This is a genomic window from Dialister succinatiphilus (genome assembly GCF_928721695.1).
In the GTDB taxonomy this organism is placed as follows: Bacteria; Bacillota; Negativicutes; order Veillonellales; family Dialisteraceae; genus Dialister; species Dialister succinatiphilus.
In genome coordinates this window covers 1,373,599-1,393,994 of sequence record NZ_OV788641.1, presented here as the reverse complement: position 1 = coordinate 1,393,994, position 20,396 = coordinate 1,373,599, and the positions used below count along the sequence as shown (strand labels likewise).

The following is a 20,396-nucleotide window of genomic DNA, read 5'->3' as shown; positions in this document are numbered from 1 at the left end:
CCTGCTTTTTCAGCCATTTCCAGGGAAGTGATTTTAATCAGCGCTTCCCTAGTCCCAGCATTCCACGGGAATGCCCTTTTCCATGCAGTAGGCATAAATCCTGCTGTCCCTTTCGCATTTCACAGTGACCGGCGTATTTTTGAATACATCTTTCCCTATTTCCCGAAGGTTTGAGGGAAGGGTGATGGTCCGAAGGTTCGGGCAGTCGGCGAAGGCTTCGTCTTCCAGCCGGGACAGCTGATTTCCCAGTTCCACATAGGTCAGGGCCCGGCAGTCCTTAAAGGCACCGGCCCACACTTCCCTCACCTTTTCGCCGTAGAAGGCGATGAGTTCGGAGGAGGCAAAGGCATATTCGCCGATGTATTCAATATCCCTGCCGCCGTTTACGTAGAGAAGGGTGGCGTGATTGTAGGTGTCGGTGCAGATGTAATTGTTGAAGGTCATGGTCCAGGGATAAATGAGGATATGCCGTTTTCCGTCGGCCGATGTATATGCCGGACGGCTGGGATCTGCCATGATGGCACGGGCCATGGCCTCCCGGTCATAGTCTCCGTTCTTTTCCGCCTGGACTCTGATGAAATAAATTCTTTCGCCATTGTCCTCTTTTTCCCTTCCCCTGCTGTCCACCGGAATGCCCCGGATGCTGCTGGTAGAAGGAGCGGTGCGCTTGAAATCATCCATAAACCCGTCGTGGCTGTAGTATTTGGAATTGTCGTAAATGTGCCAGTGATTTTCAGCCCAGTACTTCCGCTTCAGCTGCTCGTCTTTCACTTCCCTCATGAGAGGCGACTTCTCTCCCTTCAGGAAATAGGGAATATGGTTTTCCCGGCAGTAAACTTCCCAGGAACTTCCCGGCAGGCAGCACACCGTGATTTCATCACCTTCAAAGACTCCCTCCCCGATATGGCAGTCCTGCTGAAGGAGCTCCATGAAATGAAGGTCCCGGCAGTGGGCAAAGGCATGGTCTCCCACATAGGAAAGGCTTCGGGGCAGCTCTGCCTTGGCAAAGTAAAGCAGCCCTTCAAAGGCATGGGCCCCTATGGATTCAAGTCCCTCGTCTGCCTTTATCTGGTACACTGTAGATTTTTGGAAACAGGACTCCCCGATTTCTTTGATATCTCCTTTCAGGTGAAGATAGCAGATGGGCGCTTTGATGAAGGCGCCGCAGTCCAGCTTCCTATAGGGAGCTGCTCCTTCTCCCTTTTCCGGAATGTGGATGACTTCAGGAAAGCGATCATTGTCTTCCTCCAGGAGCTTTGAAATATCCGGAAGGAGCCGCCTGTATTCCACCGGAAGACCCGGGTGTTCTTTTGCGGAAATGATATCCCCTGCACCTTCCTTCGTAAGAATGGTGGTATGGCTGTCTAAAAGGTCTCTTTCCTTCATATATTCATAGGCCTTGCCGGAAAGAGGGATGTCCAGCCGCACGGGAGATTCCCGGTCCTCATCGTCTTCCACCATGGTATCCGGCGAAAGCTCCACCACCATGTTTCCCTCTGCCGCAGAAAGGGGATACACCGATACAGAGGAAGGGATGGACAGTACCTTCAAAGAAGGCAGCCTGTAAAAAGCATGCCTGCCGATGGTTCTAAGGCTCTTTGGCAGTCTGATTTCCTTAAGGTTCATGCAGTAGCAGAAGGCGTAGTCGGAAAGGGCCGTCACCCCTTCCGGGAGCGTAATGGATTCATCGTCCCGGTGATAGAAATAGAAGGAGGGAATGGTGCCATCTTCTCCCATATTCCGGGATTGTCCCTTTTGAATGACGATTTCTTCTGTTTCCTTCTTTAATTCATCCATAAGGTCATAGGGAAATCTTGTTTCCACGCCTTCCATGGCCGCAGCAATATCTCCTGCCTTTGGAAGAAGTTCCCGGTCCATGATCTCGTCAAGCGCCGTCCCCCCTTCCTTTATCCGCTGCAAGAGGGAAGGCAGCGGAAGGCCCCTCTGTTTTTCATAGGATGAAAGCACTGCCATGGAAAGTTCATACTTCACCTTTTCCAATGCTCCCCCAAGGCCGAAGGCCTCGGCAATACGGTCAGCGGTACCCTTTTGGTCCCTGCCAAAGGCATAGAAAAGCTTATAGGAAAGCATGCTGCAGGGATTATGGGCCAGGGCATAAGCAGCCCCATCCTTTCGGCGGCCCTTCTCCAGCTCTCCGTTTTGGATGGCAGAAAGAATCCTCTCCGGCACTCTCACGTCCTTCTTGTCCGGCGGCAGCAGGTTCAGCCGGTCCGCTGCATCCATCACCAGGCATCCCGCTGCCCTTTGATAGGCATTCATAAAGGACTTCATGAGGTCCTCTGATTGAAAAAGTTTCTCCAGCTCCTGCCTTTCCTGGCTGTTTGTAAAGGCATTGCCTATGGCATTGAAGAGACTGTGGCCGGCGCCAATGACCAGATTGGCAATGCCGGCGGTAATCATGCCTTCAATGGCGCCGCCGATACCGAAGCCGCCGCCTATAATGCGGCCTCTATACTCCTTGCGGAGTTCCCTGTATTTTCTGGCCGCCTCGGCGCTGCCTGTAATCCGGCCCACCTTTTCCAGAAGGAATTCGATGAAGTCCTGCCAGGCATCCAGCGCAGAAGGGGCTCCTTCCTTCGTATCCCGGGTCATAAAGTTTTGAAATTCCAAACCGTAAATGCCGCGGCCCATGAGGAGGGACGATTCCTTTTTCAAGAGGCTTCCAAAGAGTTTCTTCACCGCCTTTTCATCGGAAACAAATTGAAGAAGCCCCTTCACATCACCTTCGCCCAGGTAAATACGCTTGAGTTCTGCCGGAGTTTTTGCTTCAGCCATCATAACCTTAAACAGACGGAAAAATCCCACCTGCCGCTCATCGTATTCAAAATGGCAGCCGTCCATGTCAAAAGCATAGACTCCCCTTTCTCCGTCATGGAAAGGACGGAGCGATTCACTGTCGTCATGGGGAGAGCAGAAAATAGGATAGATTTTTTCTTCCTTCTTCTCATCTACCTTCTTCAAGAGATCATCCAAAGAAGGCCCCTCTTCCGATGAGCCCCTTCCTTCGGAAGAAATCACCGGCGTCCCGCAGTGGGGGCAGAATTTCGAACCATCAGGCAGCGGTTTTCCGCAGTTCATGCAAAACATGGCAATCCTCCTATTCAATCAAAGGTTTCTTGTATTTTATTGTACTACGCAAGGCAGGGTCTGTCACATGATAGACCGGGAATATATCTTCCCTCTCCTCCCCACAAAAAAAGACCTCCCCCAGGGGGAAGTCTTTTTTTGTGCCTATCAGGCTTTTGCTTTTTTCGCTTTCACTGCGTGAGGTTCATTTCTCTGGCTGTGAAGGTGTTCATGCCAGGTGACCCAGATGCTGGATGCCACGCAGATGGAGGAATAGGCACCGGAGATGAAGCCGATGAGCATGACCAGGGCGAAGTTCTTTGTAGTATCCCCGCCGAAGAAGTAAAGGGATGCTACGCAGAAGAGGGTGGTGGTCAATGTATAGAGGGAACGGCGGATGGTCTGGTGAATGGAGTCATTGGCCAGAGTGGCAAAGCTGTCGGTCCTTCTGTGGGTGTGAAGGTTTTCACGGATACGGTCGAAAATAACTACCGATTCGTTCATGGAGTAGCCAAGAACCGTAAGGATGGCGGCCAGGAAGGAGGCGTCCACTTCCAGATGGAAGAAAGCAAAGACCCCCAGTACCATGAGGATATCATGGCAGATGGCCACAATGGCGGAGATGGCGATCCTATGTTCAAAGCGGATGGACATGTAGAGAATCATGGCGCCGAAGGAAATGAGTACGTTCAGCAGGGTGCTTCTGGTTACTTCGGAACCGATGACGGCACCTACCGTTTCGATACGCTTCACGTCGCCGCTGCCTACTTTATCCTTCACATGACCTACCACGGTCTGTGCCTCTTCAGAGGACAGGTTTCTGGTACGGATGATCACATCATTGCTGGTCTCACCGGACATATTGCCGGAAAGCTGGATGGTGGCTGTCTGGAGTCCGTCTTCTCGAAGTCCGTCACGTACTTCTTCTACGGTGACATTCTTGTCAAAGCCCAGTTCCAGAATGGTGCCGCCAGTGAAGTCAATGCCCCAGTTGAAGCGGAACAGGATGATGGAAATGATGGAGAGGATGATCATGATTCCCGAGAAGGTGAACCAGATCTTCTTATGGCCGATAAAATCGAAATTCTTAAACATTATCTGTCATACCCCCTTTTCCCGCCGAACCACCAGGGATTATGAATCCAGCTGGCATCAATAAGGAGCATCAGGAGGGTACGGCTCACGGTAATGGCGGTGAACATGGAAACTGCCACGCCAAGGCCCAGGGAGAAGGCGAAACCCTTCACCGTAGCACTGCCCAGGAAGAAGAGGATGCAGGAGGTAATGATGACGGTCATATTCGCATCGAAAATGGTGACGAAGGCCCGCTTGAAACCGGCCTGCACCGCCAGACGAAGGATTTTGCCCGCCGCGATTTCTTCCTTGAATCGTTCAAAAATAAGGACGTTGGCATCCACCGCCATCCCCACTGACAGGATGACGCCGGCAATACTAGGGAGTGTCAGGGTGGCGTGAAGGATATTCAGCACGCCCAGAAGGATGAGCACATAGACCAGAAGAGCCGTATCAGCCACAAAGCCTGCCATGCGGTAGACCGCCATCATGAAGAGTACTACCAGGGAAATACCGATGGTAAAGGCTACCACGGACTTATCCTTGGAGTCCTGGCCCAGGGAAGGACCTACGGTTCTGACTTCCAGTACGGAAACTTTCACCGGAAGGGCGCCGCTTCGAAGGAGGATGGCCAGATCTTTGGCTTCTTCCAGGGTGCGCTGTCCGGTAATGACGGCAGAGCCGCCGGTAATGGCTTCATTAACCACCGGATTGGTCAAAAGTTCGCCATCCAGGTAAATCCCGATGTGGCGGCCGATATTGGCGGCAGTAAGGTCGCCGAATTTTTTGCCGCCTTCATCGGTGAACTGCAGTGCTACCAGAGGCTGCTTGTTCTGACCCATTTCTTCCTTGGCGTTCTTCAGATCTTCACCGGTCAGCTTGACATTGCCTTCCTCGTCCTTGAATTCGAGGACTGCCGTCTTACCGATGGTTTCGATGGCTTTCTGGGGATCCCGTTCACCAGGAAGTTCGATAATGATACGGTTGGCCCCTTCCCGCTGGATAATCGGTTCGGTGAGGCCCATTTCATTGACACGCTTCTGCATGATATTAATGACCTGGGTAATCGCCTCGGGGGTGACCTTGTTCTGCGGCGTATCTTCCGCCTGCATGACGATATGGGTACCGCCCTGCAGATCCAGCCCCTGCCGGATATGACTGGCCAGCGGTCCCACAGCGGCCGCAAAGGCACCGATAATGACCAGGATCACCACCCAGAATCGGATGAGAGCTCCCTTTCTCAGGGGGCTTTTCCTTTTTGTTTCCAAAACTTCAACCTCTTTTCGTTACAATGATACCGGTATCGGTTACAATTTTTGCCATTTTTCTATCAAAGGGCTCAGAAGGAATGGCCTCCACCACCTGGAAATCCCAGAGGGCAGCCACCCTCTTTTCCAAAGGCACCCGGGAGAGGTAGCGGTCATAATAACCGGCGCCCATGCCCAGACGGTTTCCCGCCCTGTCGCAGGCCACACCGGGAACCAGTACCAGATCCAGTTCTTCCGGAGTAATGGTGTCATACCCTTTGGGCAGATCCCGAAGGCCCAGGGGCCCTTTCACAAAATGGTCCATGTCCAGAAGCCTTCCGGCTTCCATCTGCCGTTCTGGCAGACATACCGGCACGTATACTTTCTTTCCCTCGGAAAGGGCCAGGGAGATGAGCCGGTCCAGATTGGACTCGCCTTTCATGGCCAGGAAAGCCATGATCCGCTTTGCTTTTTTGTATTCCGGAAGAGAAAGGATCTGCTCGGTGAGGCAGTCTGCCTTTTTTTCTGCCTCATCATCAGAAAGAGCCCGCCGTAAGGCGAGCATCTTCCGGCGGATTTCCTTTTTCAGTTCCGAAGAGGAAATATCCGTCTCTGTCATTTCTTTACCTCAGTTTTGGGCTTTGCATCCTTAGCCGCATCCTTGTCATCCACTTCCACTTCTTCTTCGATGACTTCGGTACCTGCGTCTTTGGGATCGTCCACTTCCACCACTTCTTCTACCACCTGGGTTTCCGGTTCATCCTTCTTGGATTTCTTGTTTTCCGGAATCACTTCAGAAGCAGGAGCTTCGCCTACAGCCGGCTTGCCTTCAAAGTGCTGGATTGCCGATTTTTCAACCTTGATGACTACTTTCGGTGCGATTTCCAGTTCCACGTATTTATCACGGAGAACTTTAATGGTCCCATGGACACCGCCGGATGTTACCACCTTATCGCCTTTCTTGAGAGCCATGAGGAAACGTCCTCTTTCAACCTTCATCTTCTGGGTAGGACGGTACATGAAGAAGTACATAATGGCTACCAGAATGAGGAAAGGCCATACCAGGCTCAGGATATTCATTGCTTGTTCCACTTATGATTTCACCTCCAACGAACGTATAGAATCATTTTAGCATAAAACAGGGGGGATGTCTTTATCTTTTGTAGTTTGCCATGAAATTTTCGCGGAATTCCGTAAAGTTTCCGTCAATAATGGCCTGTCTCATATCTCGCATGAACTGGAGCAGGAAATACAGGTTATGGATGGTGACGAGACGGAAAGCAAGAAGTTCTTCGGACTTATAGAGATGACGGATATAAGCCCTGCTGTAATGGGTGCAGGTATAGCACTGGCATCCTTCTTCCAGAGGCGCCCAGTCCTTCTCATATTTTTTATTCTTCATGTTCATGCGGCCGCTGTGCACCATGGCCATGCCGTTTCTGGCCACTCTGGTAGGGAACACGCAGTCAAACATGTCGACCCCTCGGGCCACGCCTTCCACCAGGCAGTCCGGCGTACCTACGCCCATGAGGTAGCGGGCTTTATTCACCGGCAGGAACTGGGTGGTGTATTCCAGCATTTCATACATGAGGTCATGGGGTTCGCCCACCGACAGACCGCCGATGGCCATGCCGTCAAAGGGCATGGCAGAGATTTCCTCGGCGCTCCTTCTTCTGAGATCCTTGTACATGCCGCCCTGCACAATGCCGAACATGCCCCGGTCGGTGCGGGTGTGGGCCTTGATGCAGCGCTCCGCCCAGCGGGTGGTGCGGGCGGTGGAATGGTCGGCATAGTCATAATCTGCAGGATAGGGAATACATTCATCGAAGGCCATGGCAATGTCGCTGCCCAGATCTTCCTGGGCATGGATGGATACTTCCGGTGACAGGAACTGTTTAGATCCGTCCAGGAAAGAACGGAAATGGACGCCCTCTTCCGTAATCTTTCTCATGGCGCCCAGGCTGAACACCTGGAATCCGCCGGAATCGGTGAGGATTCCCTTATGCCAGTTCATGAAATCATGAAGTCCGCCGGCTTCCCGGATCAGTTCCGTGCCGGGCCGGAGAAAGAGATGGTACGTATTGGACAGGATGATCTGGGCGCCCATGTCTTCCAGTTCCTCCGGCGTCACCGTCTTCACCGTAGCCTGGGTACCTACGGGCATGAACATAGGTGTTTTGAAGGTGCCGTGAGGCGTATGAAGAAGGCCCGCTCTGGCTCCTGTTTTCTTATCTTCTGCAATGAGTTCGTAGTTGATAACCATAGAGGATTCCTTATCTGATAAACATGGCATCGCCGAAGGAGAAGAAACGATACTTCTGTTTCACCGCTTCCTCATAAGCTGCCAGGATATGCTCCCTTCCTGCAAAGGATGCCATCATCATAATGAGGGTGGATTCAGGAAGGTGGAAATTGGTAACAATGGCGTCCACCATATGCCACTGGTAGCCGGGGTAAATGTAGAGCTGGGTCCAGCCGCTGCCGCTCTGCAGCGTGCCGCTCTGTCCTGCCGATTCCAGGGTACGCACGGAGGTGGTGCCTACAGCAATGATGCGGCGGCCTTCGCTTCTGGCCTGATTGACTGCATCCGCCGTTTCCTGGCTTACGGTGTACCATTCCTTGTGCATTTCATGGTCTTCGATATTTTCCTCATTCACCGGGCGGAAAGTGCCGATGCCTACATGAAGGGTAACGAAGAGAAGTTCAGCCCCCTTCTTCTTCATTTCCTCCATCAGTTCCGGCGTGAAATGGAGACCTGCCGTAGGAGCGGCAGCGGAGCCTTTGTACTTGGCATAGACCGTCTGGTACTCATCCTTGTTTTCCAGCTTCTTGTGGATATAAGGGGGTGTAGGCATTTCTCCCAGCTGGTCCAGGAGGCTGTCGAAATTACCGTCATAGTGGAATTCCACGACCCGGCCGCCAAAGTCCGTTTTGTCCAGCACTTTGCAATAGCAGGAATCGGAGAACTCGATTTCCGTGCCGGGAAGAGCCTTCTTGCCCGGGTTCACCAGCACTTCCCACACATCATTGCCCTTCGGCGTAAGAAGAAGCATTTCCACCTTGCCGCCGGTAGTTCTTTTCTTTCCGTAGAGACGGGCGGGAATCACCTTGGTATTGTTGAATACGAATACATCGCCCGGGCGGATTTCATCCAGAATATCCCGGAAATGATGGTGCTCCCAAGCGCCGGTGTTCTTGTCCAGCATCATAAGCCGGCAGGAATCGCGAGGTTCCGCCGGTTCCTGGGCAATGAGCTCTTTGGGAAGGTTATAGTTGAATTCTTCAAGTTTCATTAATTCTTATCTCCTGTCATTCAATGTAATTCTTTATCAGTTTAACCTTTATATTATATGACAAAATGATGGAAAGTTTCCAGTTTCCGGTTTATTGGAGACACGCGTCAGGCAGAGGAACCATATGCCCTGTGTCAAAGGTGCAGAGGATGGTGGTATCGCCGCCCTTCTCAATACATTTTTTCCACTTTCGTTCCCGAGTAATAATGGGTAAGAATGGTCTTATAGTAGTCCCTGCCATTGCCCTGTTTTTCCGCCATGGCTTCGGCGCCCCACTGGGAAAGACCCAGACCGTGGCCGTAGCCGTAGCCGGTGATGATGAGATTGCTTCCCTTCACGTTTAAATCATAGAGGGTACTGTCCAGGCCATAAATGGACTGGAGCTTGTCTCCCGGAACGGTCCTGCTTCCCCCCTTGCCGATGAGGGTAAAGGTCTTCACCCTGCCGGAAATGCCCCGGTCACTGCTCCTGTGGGCTTCGCCTATGCGGAGCCTGGAGAGTTTGATACCCTTTAATGCGCCTACGCCATAGCCATAGTTGCTCATGGTGCGCGCAAAGGAGGAAAGAGGAATGGTCTTTGTCCATGGATTTCCTACATAGGATTCCTTGACGCCCCGAAGATAGGGAATGACCGAACCCCACACATTTTCGCTGTTTTCCGTATAGCCGCCGCCGCTGGAATGGAAAAGGGCATCAATGGGCTTTCCGCCGTAGGTCACGATCTCCCCTGCCGTTTCCCTCACCGCCCGGCTGGTAGCTTCCGTTTCGGAAGATATGCCGGAATAGACCTGGGACCTGGTATCATCGGTAACGTCATAGCCCGAGGAACGGTAGCCATTCTTATGGTACATGGCATAGGTTCTGGCTGCCACCGCCTGGGCTTTCAGGGCATCGGCCTTCCAGGAAGGCACTGCTTCCGCTGGCACCACGCTCTGCAGGTACAGTTCCATAGGCACTGCATTCACTACGGTGACGCCGCTGCCCCAGGCAGAAGGGATGAGCTTCATCTGTCCCCGGTATCGGTTGCCCTTCACCGCAAAGGCAGGGGCGCTGTTTCCTGTGGTGAGGTACACCTTGTCCCCTGCTTTTTTGCCATTCAAAAGGATGGTATTTCCGCTTCTGGAAATAGAAAGCCGCGTGCCATTTCCATATTTCCCTACCACCTTTCCTGCCGATTCCGCTTTGAAATCTGCAAGGCCCGTAATAGTCACCTCGCCGGAAGTCAAAAGTCCTACCTCCACATCAGGACCCAGGCCGGATGACTTGTTTTCATCTCTTTTCGGCGCAGGCGCTGACGACTTCTTCCGGGGCACCGCCTTTCTTACGGCAGGGGCCTTGACGGAAATCGCCGATTTTCTATGAATGGGAATAGACTCTGCCTCTGCCGGCAGCACTGCCAGCGAAAAAGCAAAAGGAAGCAGCAGGGCTGTCCATAATTTTTGATTCATAATGATTACCTTCTAAAAAACAGATTAAGAAGAATGGTGCCGATGACGCTGACAAGGATACAGGAAATCACAGGGAAATAAAACTCCGTATTTCCTCTGGAAAAATGGATATCCCCGGGCAGATGGCCCAGGAAGGTGAGCCTGCCGCCGGCCATATAGAAAAGGCCGGCCAGAATGAAAAGGACACCGATAATGATAAGTGTTTTACCGATCCCCATGATCTCCTCCAAAGAGGCTCGTTTCTCCCTCTTTGCCGGGCCAGGAAATCCCCAGATGGTCATAGGCTGCCGCCGTGGCTATCCGTCCCCGGGGAGTTCTGGAAATAAAGCCGATCTGCATGAGGTAAGGCTCGCATACGTCTTCAATGGTAGCCCTTTCCTCGCTGACAGCGGCGGAAATGGTATCAATGCCCACGGGGCCGCCGTTAAATTTATAAATGATGGCCTTCAGGATTTCATTATCCAGATCATCCAGGCCGATTTCATCCACATGAAGGGCCTTCAGCGCTTCTGATGCAATATCGGCGGTAATGGCGCTTCCCTGTACCTGGGCAAAATCCCTTATCCGCTTCAGCAGGCGGTTGGCAATACGGGGCGTACCGCGGCTGCGGCGGGCGATTTCTTCGGCGCCGCTGTCCTCGATATCAATGCCCAGAATATGAGCAGCCCTGGTGATGATTTTCTTCAGTTCCGCCGGTTCATAAAACTGCATATGATTGGTAATGAGGAACCGGTCCCGAAGAGGCGCTGACAGGGAGCCTGCCCGGGTGGTGGCGCCGATTAAAGTGAAATGGGCCAGGTCGATGCGGATGGAACTGGCGCCGGTGCCCTTCCCCATGACGATATCCAGGGCGAAATCCTCCATGGCGGAGTAGAGGATTTCCTCCACATTCCGGTTCAGCCGATGGATTTCATCAATGAAAAGCACATCATGGTCCTGCAGGGTGGTCAGAATGGATGCCAGCTCTCCCGGCCGTCCAATGGCAGGGCCGCTGGTCACTTTGAACTGGCTTCCCAGCTCATTGGCAATAATTTTCGCCATGGTGGTCTTTCCCAGCCCCGGCGGGCCGTAGAGAAGCACATGGTCCAGTGCTTCTTTCCTGGATTTCGCCGCTGCAATATATACCTTCAGGTTTTTCTTAAACGCTTCCTGGCCTATGTAATCATCCAGCCGCTGGGGGCGCAGGGAATTCTGCCACTCATCTTTCGGCGTTTCCTCCGTAGAAACGATGCGGCCCTTACTGCCCAGCACCTCTTCTTCCTCCTGGCCTCCCAGACTTTTTATATACTTATTATTCATCTATTACTCCCGTTTTTTTGCAAATTCACGGAGCGCGGCGCTGACCAGCTTCGACACATTATCATAGGAGCCTGAAAGCCTTCCCAGCACCGGCGTGATTTCATCCATTTCATAGCCCAGGCTCATGAGGGCCTTCACTGCCTCATCAGCTGCAGGATTTCCCTCTGCCGAAGGAGCCGCTGCACGACCGTCGTCGGAAAGGGGTTCCACCGAAAAAGCGCCTACTTTATCTTTCAGTTCCACCAGAAGTCTTTCCGCCGTCTTCTTTCCGATGCCCGGCAGCTTGGTGAGCCGGGTGACACTTCCTGTGGTAATGGCCCCTACAAAAGCAGAAGGCGTCATGGCAGACAGGATGCCCATGGCTACCTTGGGACCCACTTTGGAAATAGAAATCAGCAGGAGGAAGAGATCATACTCTTCTTTTCCCAGAAAACCATAGAGCAGGATGGCATCTTCCCGTACAGCCATATAGGTCAGAAGTTTCGCTTCCTCTCCAATGGCAAGCTGCTGCCTCGTCTTATCGGAAATAAAAATCCGATAGCCTATGCCGCCGGCCTCCAGAAAACAGGAATCCTTAAACAAAGCAGTGACCTTTCCTCTGATATATCCAATCATTTCATTCCCCCATACAACTGACGATGTTCCACATGGTAGGCGGCAGTGAGACCGATAGCCAGTGCATCGGCTGCATCATCGGGATCAATGTTCTTATGGATACCCATAAGCCGTTTCACCATTTCAATGACCTGCTTCTTTCCGGCCCGGCCATAGCCGGTCATCTGCTGCTTCACCTGCAGCGGCGTCACCGGCACGATAGGAATATTCTGCCGATACCCTGCCAGAAGGATGACGCCTCTGGCCTGGGCCACCTTGATGCCAGTGGTAATATTCGTATTGAAATACAGTGTCTCCACCCCCATGAACTGGGGACGGTAGGCAGCAATGAGCTCGCATATGCCTTCATACACAATATTCAGCCGCTCCAGGTCGCTCTGGTCCTTGTAGGTCTCGATGACCCCGTAATTCACCGGCGTAATGGACGTGCCCACCTTGTCCACCACACCGAACCCGCACCGTCCGGTGCCCGGGTCAATGCCTAATACCCGCATAGTTCCTCCTGTTTCATGGCTGAAAAGTTTGTTCTTGACTGTTATATTATACCATAGTTTCAAAAGGAGGCAGAGATGTGGCGGCGGCTTCGCCGCAAGTTATAAAAAGGGGGCGCGGCTGGCGCCGCGGGTTGTGTAGAAGGGTTGTGGTCCGCTTCGCTCAGGGGGCAGGGAAAGAGGTTCTTAGGATTGACCGGCCTTTGGCCGGAGGGTTCTTAGGTTTGACGACCTTTCAGGCCGAGGGTTGTGGTGGCGCCCTATCGGGCGATGAGTATTATAATGCCGCCTTTCGGCGGTCACGTCCACATCGAGTATCATAATCATTCTTACCCTCGTACATCCCTTCGCCACTTCGTGGCCCTCTTCCCCTAAAGGGGACGCAAGGAGCGTTACGGGATTGGCTGTCTGTGTCATATGTGACACAATATTCAGTGCCACCTATTTTCTCGTTTCCCCTTGAGGGGAAGTCCCGCGAAGCGGGAAAGGGTGTACGGGGCAGAGCACCGATAGGATGCACTATCGCGGTCCTGACCGCCAATCGGCGGCCCCCTGAGCGAAACGATGCACAGCGAACACATTTTGCACTATGCGAACTGGATTTGTAAGGGAGTATCAGCGACCTGAAAATCCAGTGAGTCAGTGACAGCAGAGGATGAAGGAGCGCTAGCGACGCGCAAAATGTAGTGAGTAGTTTCCCCTTTAGGGGGCGATGAGTTTTATCATGCTGCCTTCGGCGGCTTTGCGGTTCCTCTCCGGCAGTAAACGGTAAAAAGCAAAGCGTAAGTTTTAAAGGCCCGGCCCCTGCCCCGAGGAGAAGTGTTTCCTTTGCCCTTATTGGGTAAGGCAAGGGTGGTTAAGTTTTCCCCACGAAAAAAAGCTGAGAAAAAATGATTGAACATTTTTTCTCAGCTTTTTTGACTGCCTGTTACGGCAAACCATCAGTCATGAGATGGTGGTAATGTTCCTGAATCTTTCTTGTCACCGTGCCCACTTTACCATCGCCGATGGGCTTGCCATCGATGGCAGTCACCGGCACGATGCCGTCCTGGCTGTTGGTGAGGAATACTTCTTCCGCATCCATCATGTTGTCCAGACGCACCGGTTCCGCGCCGTCATCAATGGAGGTAACGCCGGCGGTGGGAGCTACGCGGGAGAGCACCAGGGAGCGGGTAATTCCGGGAATCATGAATTCATTCTTGGCAGGAGTCCAGATGACGCCGGCCTTGACGATGCACACATTAGAATGGCTGGCTTCGGTGAGAAGGCCGTCTTTGATGAAGATGGCATCGTAGCAGCCTTTTTTCTGTGCTTCTGCCCGGGCCATCATATTGTTCAGCTGGTTCAGGGAGAGAATATCGCAGTGATGTCCGCGGTCATCATTCATGGTAATGCACTTGACGCCGTCCTGTACCTTGGCAATGCTGTCCAGGTTAATGGGCTTTGCATAGACCAGTACATTGGGGCGGAGCGCATTCCGGGAAGGAATGGTGAAATCGTGGTCGCCGCTGCCGCGGGTGACGATGATTTTCACATATCCTTCTGTAACTCCTGTTTCTTCGATAACCACTTCCACGATTTCCGTGAATTCATCAGGCGCCGTCACCGGACGGATGCCCAGAAGACGCATGGAGCGGTACAGACGGTCCACATGGTAGGAAAGGGCAAAGGGATGACCCTGGAATACCCGGATCCATTCGTAGCAGCCGTCGCCGAACTGCAGGCCTCTGTCGTCGGCACTGATGATTTTGGAGAAATCATAGTAGAAATTGTGATTGTAGTAGATGGTAGTTTTTGCTTCTGCCATACCATTCACCTCCAAAGTGAAAAGGGAATGCAGGAAATCCTGCCAAAGAGAACTTCTATTTTATTATATCATTGTCAGGCCTGTTTTTCTGCCTTCCAGGCCTTCATTTTTTCTATGAGCCGGGGCATAAATTCTTTCAGGTCCGCCACAACCGCATAGTCTGCCATTTCCATAATCGGCGCCTTGGGGTCCCGGTTCACCGCAATGACAATGTCCGCGTTCACAGCACACATATGCTGCATGGCACCGGAAATGCCAAGGGCAAAGTACACCTTGGGAGACACGCCTTTGCCGGTCTGTCCGATCTGGCGGCTGTGAGGTTCCCAGCCCAGTTCGGAAATGGGGCGGCTGCAGCCTACGGCAGCGCCCAGAAGGTCCGCCAGTTCATGAACCATTTTCCATTCCTCCCGGCTGTGGAAACCGCGGCCTCCTGCCACAATGACTTTGGCCGTTTCCACAGGATTTTCATCCTTTTCGCCCTGGATGATGGATTTCAAAACAGTGCCCAGATCCTCTTCATCAAGGGTCACCGGCACTTCTTCCACCGTGCCCCGGCGGGACTCATCGGCCTTGGGATATTTGAAAATCCCCGGCCGCACGGTGCCTACCTGAGGCCGGAAAAGAGGACTTACAATGTCGGCCATAATGTTGCCGTCCATGGCAGGACGGGACCAGATGACCAGCCTTTTTTCCTTATCTGCCGAAAGCTCCGTCACATCGGCAGTGACACCGCATACCAGCTCTGCCGCCAGCCGGGGTGCCAGGTCTCTTCCAAAAGAAGTGGCTGCAAAAATAATGGTGTCCGGCTTCCGGTCTTTCAAGAAAGAAGCCAGTACCTTCTGATAGGCTTTCCCGTCATAATGGGAAAGGAGCTTATGAGTGAGCACATAGACCTTGTCCGCTCCCAGGGGAATCAGGGATGCCGGGTCATCCTTCAGCGCTCCGCCTACGAGCACCACATGCACCGTCTCGCCCAGCTCATCAGCCAGAAGACGGGCTTCTCCGACCAGTTCCCCCGTCACTTTCTGAATCCCGCCGTTTACGAGAGCACCAATTACATAAATTCCTTTATATGTAGAAAAATCCATCATTGCCCTCCTATACCAGATTCAGCTTCCGCATGGCGCCAAACAATTCTTCCACTGCCTCTGCCGCCGGCTTTCCTTCAATGCGGAGATTTTCCTTCTTCGGCGGCACCACAGGCCGCACCTGCCGCACCTGGGTAGGAGACCCTTTCATGCCGATACGGCCGGCATCCACCGGAAGGTCTGCTGCCGTGAGATTATGGATTTCCACTTCATCCTTCTTCAGGATGCCTTTAATGCTGGGATAGCGGGGCTTATTCAGCTCGCCGGTGCAGGTAATGACACCCGGAAGCTTCATGTCCAGCACTTCCCGGTCATCGCCAAACTGCCGCTCCACCTGTACATAGCCTTCTTTTTCATAGGAAAGGCCAATGGCAGCGCTCACATCGGAAATCCCCAGGGTTGCAGCGATTTCCGGCCCGATCTGGGCGGTATTGCTGTCAATGGATTCCATGCCGCAGAAAATCAGGTCAAAGCTGCCGATTTTCCGGATGGCACTGGCCAGGGTATAGCTGGTAGCCAGGGTATCGGCGCCGCCAAAGGCCCGATCTGTCACCAGGTACGCCTCATCGGCTCCCATGGAAATGGCTTCCTTCAGCACCGCTGCCGCCTGGGGCGGCCCCATGGAAATCACAGTCACCCTGCCGCCGGTCTGGTCCCGAAGGCTCAGTGCCGCCTCCAGCGCATTCCGGTCCATGGGATTCAGGATACTGTTTGCATTATTTCTCTTCAATCTGCCGGTAGCCGGATCCACTTCCATCTGGGAAGTATCCACTACCTGTTTCACGCAAACCAGAAACTTCATAATAACCCCCTTTGCAACAACTCCAAGGCTTCTTTCTTTAGAAGATTTCATTCCATTTAAGTATACCATATGAAAAGGGTCCGCGGCATACCTATATTTATAAACGGCCCGTTCAGAAGGCTGTGAAAGGTTCCTGCCTCTGACGGCCCTTCGTTAGGCAGCCTCCCCAGCTCTCTCACTTCCGTCCTTCCACGCAGGCATTGCCCAGAAGACCCTTCAGCGCTTCTTCCGCTTCTTCTGAAAAGTCCAGGAAGAACCTAGGCACCATGCGGATTTCCTGCCGGGTCCTCTGGATATGGAGGAATACCGGCGTGTTCCCGTGGTATTTCAGAAGGATACGGCCCAGGGCATCACTGACCATGTTATTTTCATGCCTTTCATCCACATAGAGATGGACCGCTGATACCGGCGGGCGCACTGTCTTATGGAAGAGGGAGAGGGGGATGATTTCGTCCGCCAGGATTTTGACTTCCCTTTCATTGGACTGCACCCGGCCTCTGATGCATATCGCTGCATCTTCGGTGAGCACCGGTCTTGCCTTTTCCCATACCGAAGGGAACACCACCGCTTCCAGTTCACCGTCATAGTCCTCCAGGGTCACATAGCCCATGGGGGCTCCTTTCTTTGTCATGGTACCCTTCACCCGGGTCACGGTACCGCCTACGGTTACTGCCTTTCCATCATACTTGGCACTTTCTGAATTCAATTTGTAAATAGGAATGCACTGGGCCATCTGCTTCTTATAGGCATCCAGGGGATGGCCGCTGACGTAGAAGCCCAGAAGCTTTCTTTCCCACTCGATTTTTTCATTCTGCGGAATATCCGGAAGGGGCGGATAGATGATAGTTTTCGCGCTGTCCATGTCGCCGAAAAGGCTCACCTGTCCCGATTCCCGGTCTTCTCTCACAGACTGGGCATTGCTCATGGCTTCCGGCAGCACCGCCAGAAGCTGGGAGCGGTTGCGGCCCAGGGAATCCAGGGCGCCGCAGCGGATGAGGCTTTCGCAGGCCCGGCTGTTCAGGCCCCGGCTGTCCACCCGTTCCAGAAAGTCGCTGATATCCCTGAAGGGGCCTCCCTTCCTTCTGGCCTCAATGATGCCACTTACTGCATTTTCCCCTACATTCTGGATGCCGTCCAGTCCGAAGAGAATCTTATTTCCCTTAACGGAAAAATAGGCCTCTGACAGGTTCACGTCGGGAGCGGCGATTTCCACCCCCGCCCTTTTTGTATCGGAAATATAACGGCTCACCTTCTCCCGGTCGCCGATATAGCAGGTCATCATGGCCGCCATGAATTCCGGCCGGAAATGGGCCTTCAGGTACGCCGTCTGCCAGGCAATCCAGCCATAGCACACACTGTGGGATTTATTGAAGCCGTAGCCTGCAAAGTGGACCATGAGGTCAAAGACATAGTTGGCCGTCTTCTCATCCACCCCGTTCTTCAGGGCCCCTTCGAGGAAGGTATCCCTGTTCTTCTGCAGGATTTCCGGCTCCTTGTGGCCCATGGCGCGGCGCAGCATATCGGCCTGGCCCAGGCTGAATCCACCCATGACAGAGGCAATCTGCATGACCTGTTCCTGGTAGAGGATGACGCCGTAGGTTTCCTTCAGAATCGGTTCCAATGAGGGATGAGGATACTCCACCGGGATTTCCCCATGCTTTCTCTTGATGAAATCTTCCGCCATGCCGCTTCCCAGAGGCCCCGGCCGGTAGAGGGCCACCATGGGGATCAGGTCCTCGAACCGGTCCGGGTGAAGCTTCATGAGAAGGGACGTGAAGCCGGAGGATTCAGACTGGAACACACCGATGGTGTCTCCCTCGCAGAGCATGCGGCAGGTTTCCTCATCTTCCGTGGGAATACTGTTGATATCCAGATGGATGCCCCGGTTTTTCTCTATCATTTCCAGGGCATCATGGATGACCGTCAGATTTCGGAGCCCCAGAAGGTCCATCTTCAGAAGTCCCAGCTGTTCCACCTGATCCTTTTCGTACTGGGTCTGGATGAAATTGTCCTGGGTGAGCTGGATAGGCACATAGTCGTCTACAGGCTTTGAACAGATCACTACGCCTGCTGCATGGGTGCCGGAATTTCTTGACAGCCCTTCCAGGTCCAGACAGTGGTCGATGAGACTGTGCACCTGGGGATTGGATTCATAAAGCTCTTTGAATTCCCGGGAGCCCTCCAGGGTCTTTTTCAGTGTCACACCGGGACCGGAAGGCACCATTTTGGCGATCTTATTCACATCCCGAAGAGGCATATTGGTGACACGGCCCACATCCCGGATGACCGCTCTCGCCGCCAGGGTGCCGAAGGTAATGATCTGGGCCACCTGGTCCTTGCCGTACTTCCGGGCCAGATAATCGATGACCTCTCCCCGCCGCCGGTAGCAGAGGTCCGTATCAATATCCGGCATGGACACACGCTCGGGGTTCAAGAAACGTTCGAAGAGAAGGTCAAAACGGAGCGGATCGATTTCCGTAATATGAAGGAGATAGGCCACAATGCTTCCTGCCGCACTGCCGCGGCCCGGGCCGATGGGGATGCCATGGGACTTGGCATAATGGATGAAATCCATGACGATGAGGAAATAGTCAGAAAAGCCCATGTGCTCGATGACTCCCAGCTCATAGTCCAGCCTTTCCTTCTCCTTTCCCGAAGGATGGGGATACCGCTCCGGCAGCGCCTTCTCGCAGAGCTTTCGAAGATAGGTGGTGGACGTCTCTCCCTCAGGCACGTCAAAAGAGGGCAGCTTATGGTCCCCGAAGGTCAGGGTCACATGGCAGCGGTCCGCTATCTTCTTCGTATTCTCAATGGCGCCGGGATACTCTCCCAGAATAGCTTCCATTTCCGCCCCGTTCTTGCAGTAGAACTCATTATTGGCAAAATGGAAATGGTAGGGATCATCCAGCGTTTTTCCTGTAGAAATACAGAGCTTGATTTCCTGGCTCCCTGCATCTTCCTTCCTGGTGTAGTGGAAATCGTTGGTGGCCACCAGACCAAGGCCATATTCCCTGGCCAGCGATGCCAGCACCGGACGCACCGCCGCTTCTTCCGGAAGACCGTGATTCTGGAGCTCGATGAAATAATTGTCCTTCCCGAAAGTATCCATATAGAACTGGATCACCTTCCGGGCCTTCTCCATATCATGGTTCAGAATGGCCTGGGGCAGCTCGCCGCCTACGCAGGCAGAGAGCGCGATGAGGCCCTTATGGTACTTTTGCAGCAGCTCATGGTCCGCCCGGGGTTTGAAATAATACCCCTCCGTCCAGGATTTGGAGCAGATTTTGATGAGGTTCTGATAGCCCTCATTATTCTCCGCCAGAAGAATCAGATGAGCCAGCTTCTCCTTCTCTCCCCCTGCCCGCTTCTCAAACCGGCTTCCCCGGGTCACATAGACCTCGCAGCCGATGATGGGCTTGATTCCCTGGGCCATGCATTCCTTGTACAGATACACCGCCCCGTACATGACCCCATGGTCCGTAATGGCCAGAGCCGTCTGCCCCATATCCTTCACATGGGACACCAGTTCCTTAATGCGGCAGGTGCCGTCAAACAAGCTGTATTCTGTATGCACATGAAGATGAACGAATGGATCCATGGTCCCTCCTGAAATCATTGAAAAAGGTTTTTGTTTTATTGTATCACAATGAGGGGATAAGGGATTAAGAGTTCAGATGGGAAGGTTCTTAAGATGGACCGGCCTTATGGCCGGAGGGTTCTTAAGTTTGACGGCCTTTCAGGCCGAGGGTTGTGGTGGCGGCTTCGCCGCAAGTTAAAAAAAGGGGCGCGGCTGGCACCGCAGGTTGTGTAGAAGGGTTGTGTCCCCACAGGGGAAACGACTCACTATGATTTGTGCGTCGCTGGCGCTCCTTCATCCTCTGCTGTCACTGACTCACTGGATTTTCAGGTCGCTGATGCTCCCTTACAAATCCAGTTCGCATAGTGCAAATCATGTTTGCTGTGCATCGCTTCGCTCAGGGAGCAAGGAAACTAGAAAATTGGCCGCCTTTCCCATGGATATGCAAGGCTTTGAAACTTCCACGCATCGAAAGTTTTCCCTTTAATTCATACATTCCTAATTTTTGTTTAATATTGATCTTTATCTGATACAAGACTCCCTATTTTTTCAAGCACAGAATCGGTGC

At 53.0% G+C, this 20,396-nt stretch carries 16 protein-coding genes; all 16 read right to left on the bottom strand.

Features of this window, described 5'->3' with window-relative positions; translation table 11 throughout:
* Positions 1–48: 48 nt before the first annotated feature.
* Positions 49–3,108, bottom strand: a complete 3,060-nt coding sequence (locus tag NW747_RS05710) for a leucine-rich repeat protein (RefSeq protein ID WP_273185830.1) — start codon at positions 3,106–3,108, stop codon at positions 49–51.
* A gap of 147 nt (positions 3,109–3,255) precedes the next feature.
* Positions 3,256–4,182, bottom strand: coding sequence for a protein translocase subunit SecF (gene secF, locus NW747_RS05705; RefSeq protein ID WP_008860433.1), 927 nt, complete (start codon positions 4,180–4,182; stop codon positions 3,256–3,258).
* Complete coding sequence (secD, locus tag NW747_RS05700; RefSeq protein WP_419095313.1) at positions 4,182–5,405, bottom strand: protein translocase subunit SecD; 1,224 nt, start codon at positions 5,403–5,405, stop codon at positions 4,182–4,184. Before secD ends, secF begins: the two co-directional genes overlap by 1 nt.
* A 28-nt stretch (positions 5,406–5,433) precedes the next feature.
* The gene (locus tag NW747_RS05695; protein WP_273185824.1) at positions 5,434–6,027 is read right to left on the bottom strand and encodes a 5-formyltetrahydrofolate cyclo-ligase; all 594 of its coding nucleotides are present in this window, start codon (positions 6,025–6,027) and stop codon (positions 5,434–5,436) included.
* Positions 6,024–6,500 carry a preprotein translocase subunit YajC gene (gene yajC / locus NW747_RS05690; RefSeq protein WP_273096131.1) on the bottom strand — a complete coding sequence of 159 codons (477 nt, stop codon included), beginning with the start codon at positions 6,498–6,500 and terminating at the stop codon, positions 6,024–6,026. The genes NW747_RS05695 and yajC overlap by 4 nt, the downstream gene beginning before the upstream one ends.
* Positions 6,501–6,561: 61 nt before the next feature.
* Positions 6,562–7,671, bottom strand: coding sequence for a tRNA guanosine(34) transglycosylase Tgt (gene tgt / locus NW747_RS05685; protein WP_273185822.1), 1,110 nt, complete (start codon positions 7,669–7,671; stop codon positions 6,562–6,564).
* 10 nt (positions 7,672–7,681) lie between these two features.
* The gene (queA, locus tag NW747_RS05680) at positions 7,682–8,701 is read right to left on the bottom strand and encodes a tRNA preQ1(34) S-adenosylmethionine ribosyltransferase-isomerase QueA (RefSeq protein ID WP_008860428.1); all 1,020 of its coding nucleotides are present in this window, start codon (positions 8,699–8,701) and stop codon (positions 7,682–7,684) included.
* Positions 8,702–8,871: 170 nt separating this feature from the next.
* The gene (locus NW747_RS05675; protein WP_273185819.1) at positions 8,872–10,149 is read right to left on the bottom strand and encodes a SpoIID/LytB domain-containing protein; all 1,278 of its coding nucleotides are present in this window, start codon (positions 10,147–10,149) and stop codon (positions 8,872–8,874) included.
* 5 nt (positions 10,150–10,154) lie between these two features.
* Positions 10,155–10,367, bottom strand: coding sequence for a DUF2905 domain-containing protein (locus tag NW747_RS05670; protein ID WP_273185816.1), 213 nt, complete (start codon positions 10,365–10,367; stop codon positions 10,155–10,157).
* Positions 10,354–11,448 carry a Holliday junction branch migration DNA helicase RuvB gene (ruvB, locus tag NW747_RS05665; RefSeq protein WP_008860425.1) on the bottom strand — a complete coding sequence of 365 codons (1,095 nt, stop codon included), beginning with the start codon at positions 11,446–11,448 and terminating at the stop codon, positions 10,354–10,356. Before ruvB ends, NW747_RS05670 begins: the two co-directional genes overlap by 14 nt.
* Before the next feature lie 3 nt (positions 11,449–11,451).
* Positions 11,452–12,063 (bottom strand): Holliday junction branch migration protein RuvA, encoded by a 612-nt coding sequence (ruvA, locus tag NW747_RS05660; RefSeq protein WP_273185813.1) that lies wholly within the window; start codon positions 12,061–12,063, stop codon positions 11,452–11,454.
* The gene (ruvC, locus tag NW747_RS05655; protein WP_008860423.1) at positions 12,060–12,557 is read right to left on the bottom strand and encodes a crossover junction endodeoxyribonuclease RuvC; all 498 of its coding nucleotides are present in this window, start codon (positions 12,555–12,557) and stop codon (positions 12,060–12,062) included. Before ruvC ends, ruvA begins: the two co-directional genes overlap by 4 nt.
* A 925-nt stretch (positions 12,558–13,482) precedes the next feature.
* On the bottom strand, positions 13,483–14,361 hold the full coding sequence (locus NW747_RS05650; RefSeq protein ID WP_273185811.1) for an aminotransferase class IV: 879 nt from the start codon (positions 14,359–14,361) through the stop codon (positions 13,483–13,485).
* 74 nt (positions 14,362–14,435) lie between these two features.
* The gene (locus NW747_RS05645; RefSeq protein WP_273185809.1) at positions 14,436–15,449 is read right to left on the bottom strand and encodes an electron transfer flavoprotein subunit alpha/FixB family protein; all 1,014 of its coding nucleotides are present in this window, start codon (positions 15,447–15,449) and stop codon (positions 14,436–14,438) included.
* A gap of 10 nt (positions 15,450–15,459) precedes the next feature.
* Positions 15,460–16,251 (bottom strand): electron transfer flavoprotein subunit beta/FixA family protein, encoded by a 792-nt coding sequence (locus NW747_RS05640; RefSeq protein ID WP_273185806.1) that lies wholly within the window; start codon positions 16,249–16,251, stop codon positions 15,460–15,462.
* Positions 16,252–16,426: 175 nt separating this feature from the next.
* On the bottom strand, positions 16,427–19,849 hold the full coding sequence (locus tag NW747_RS05635) for a DNA polymerase III subunit alpha (protein WP_273185802.1): 3,423 nt from the start codon (positions 19,847–19,849) through the stop codon (positions 16,427–16,429).
* Positions 19,850–20,396: the final 547 nt, after the last annotated feature.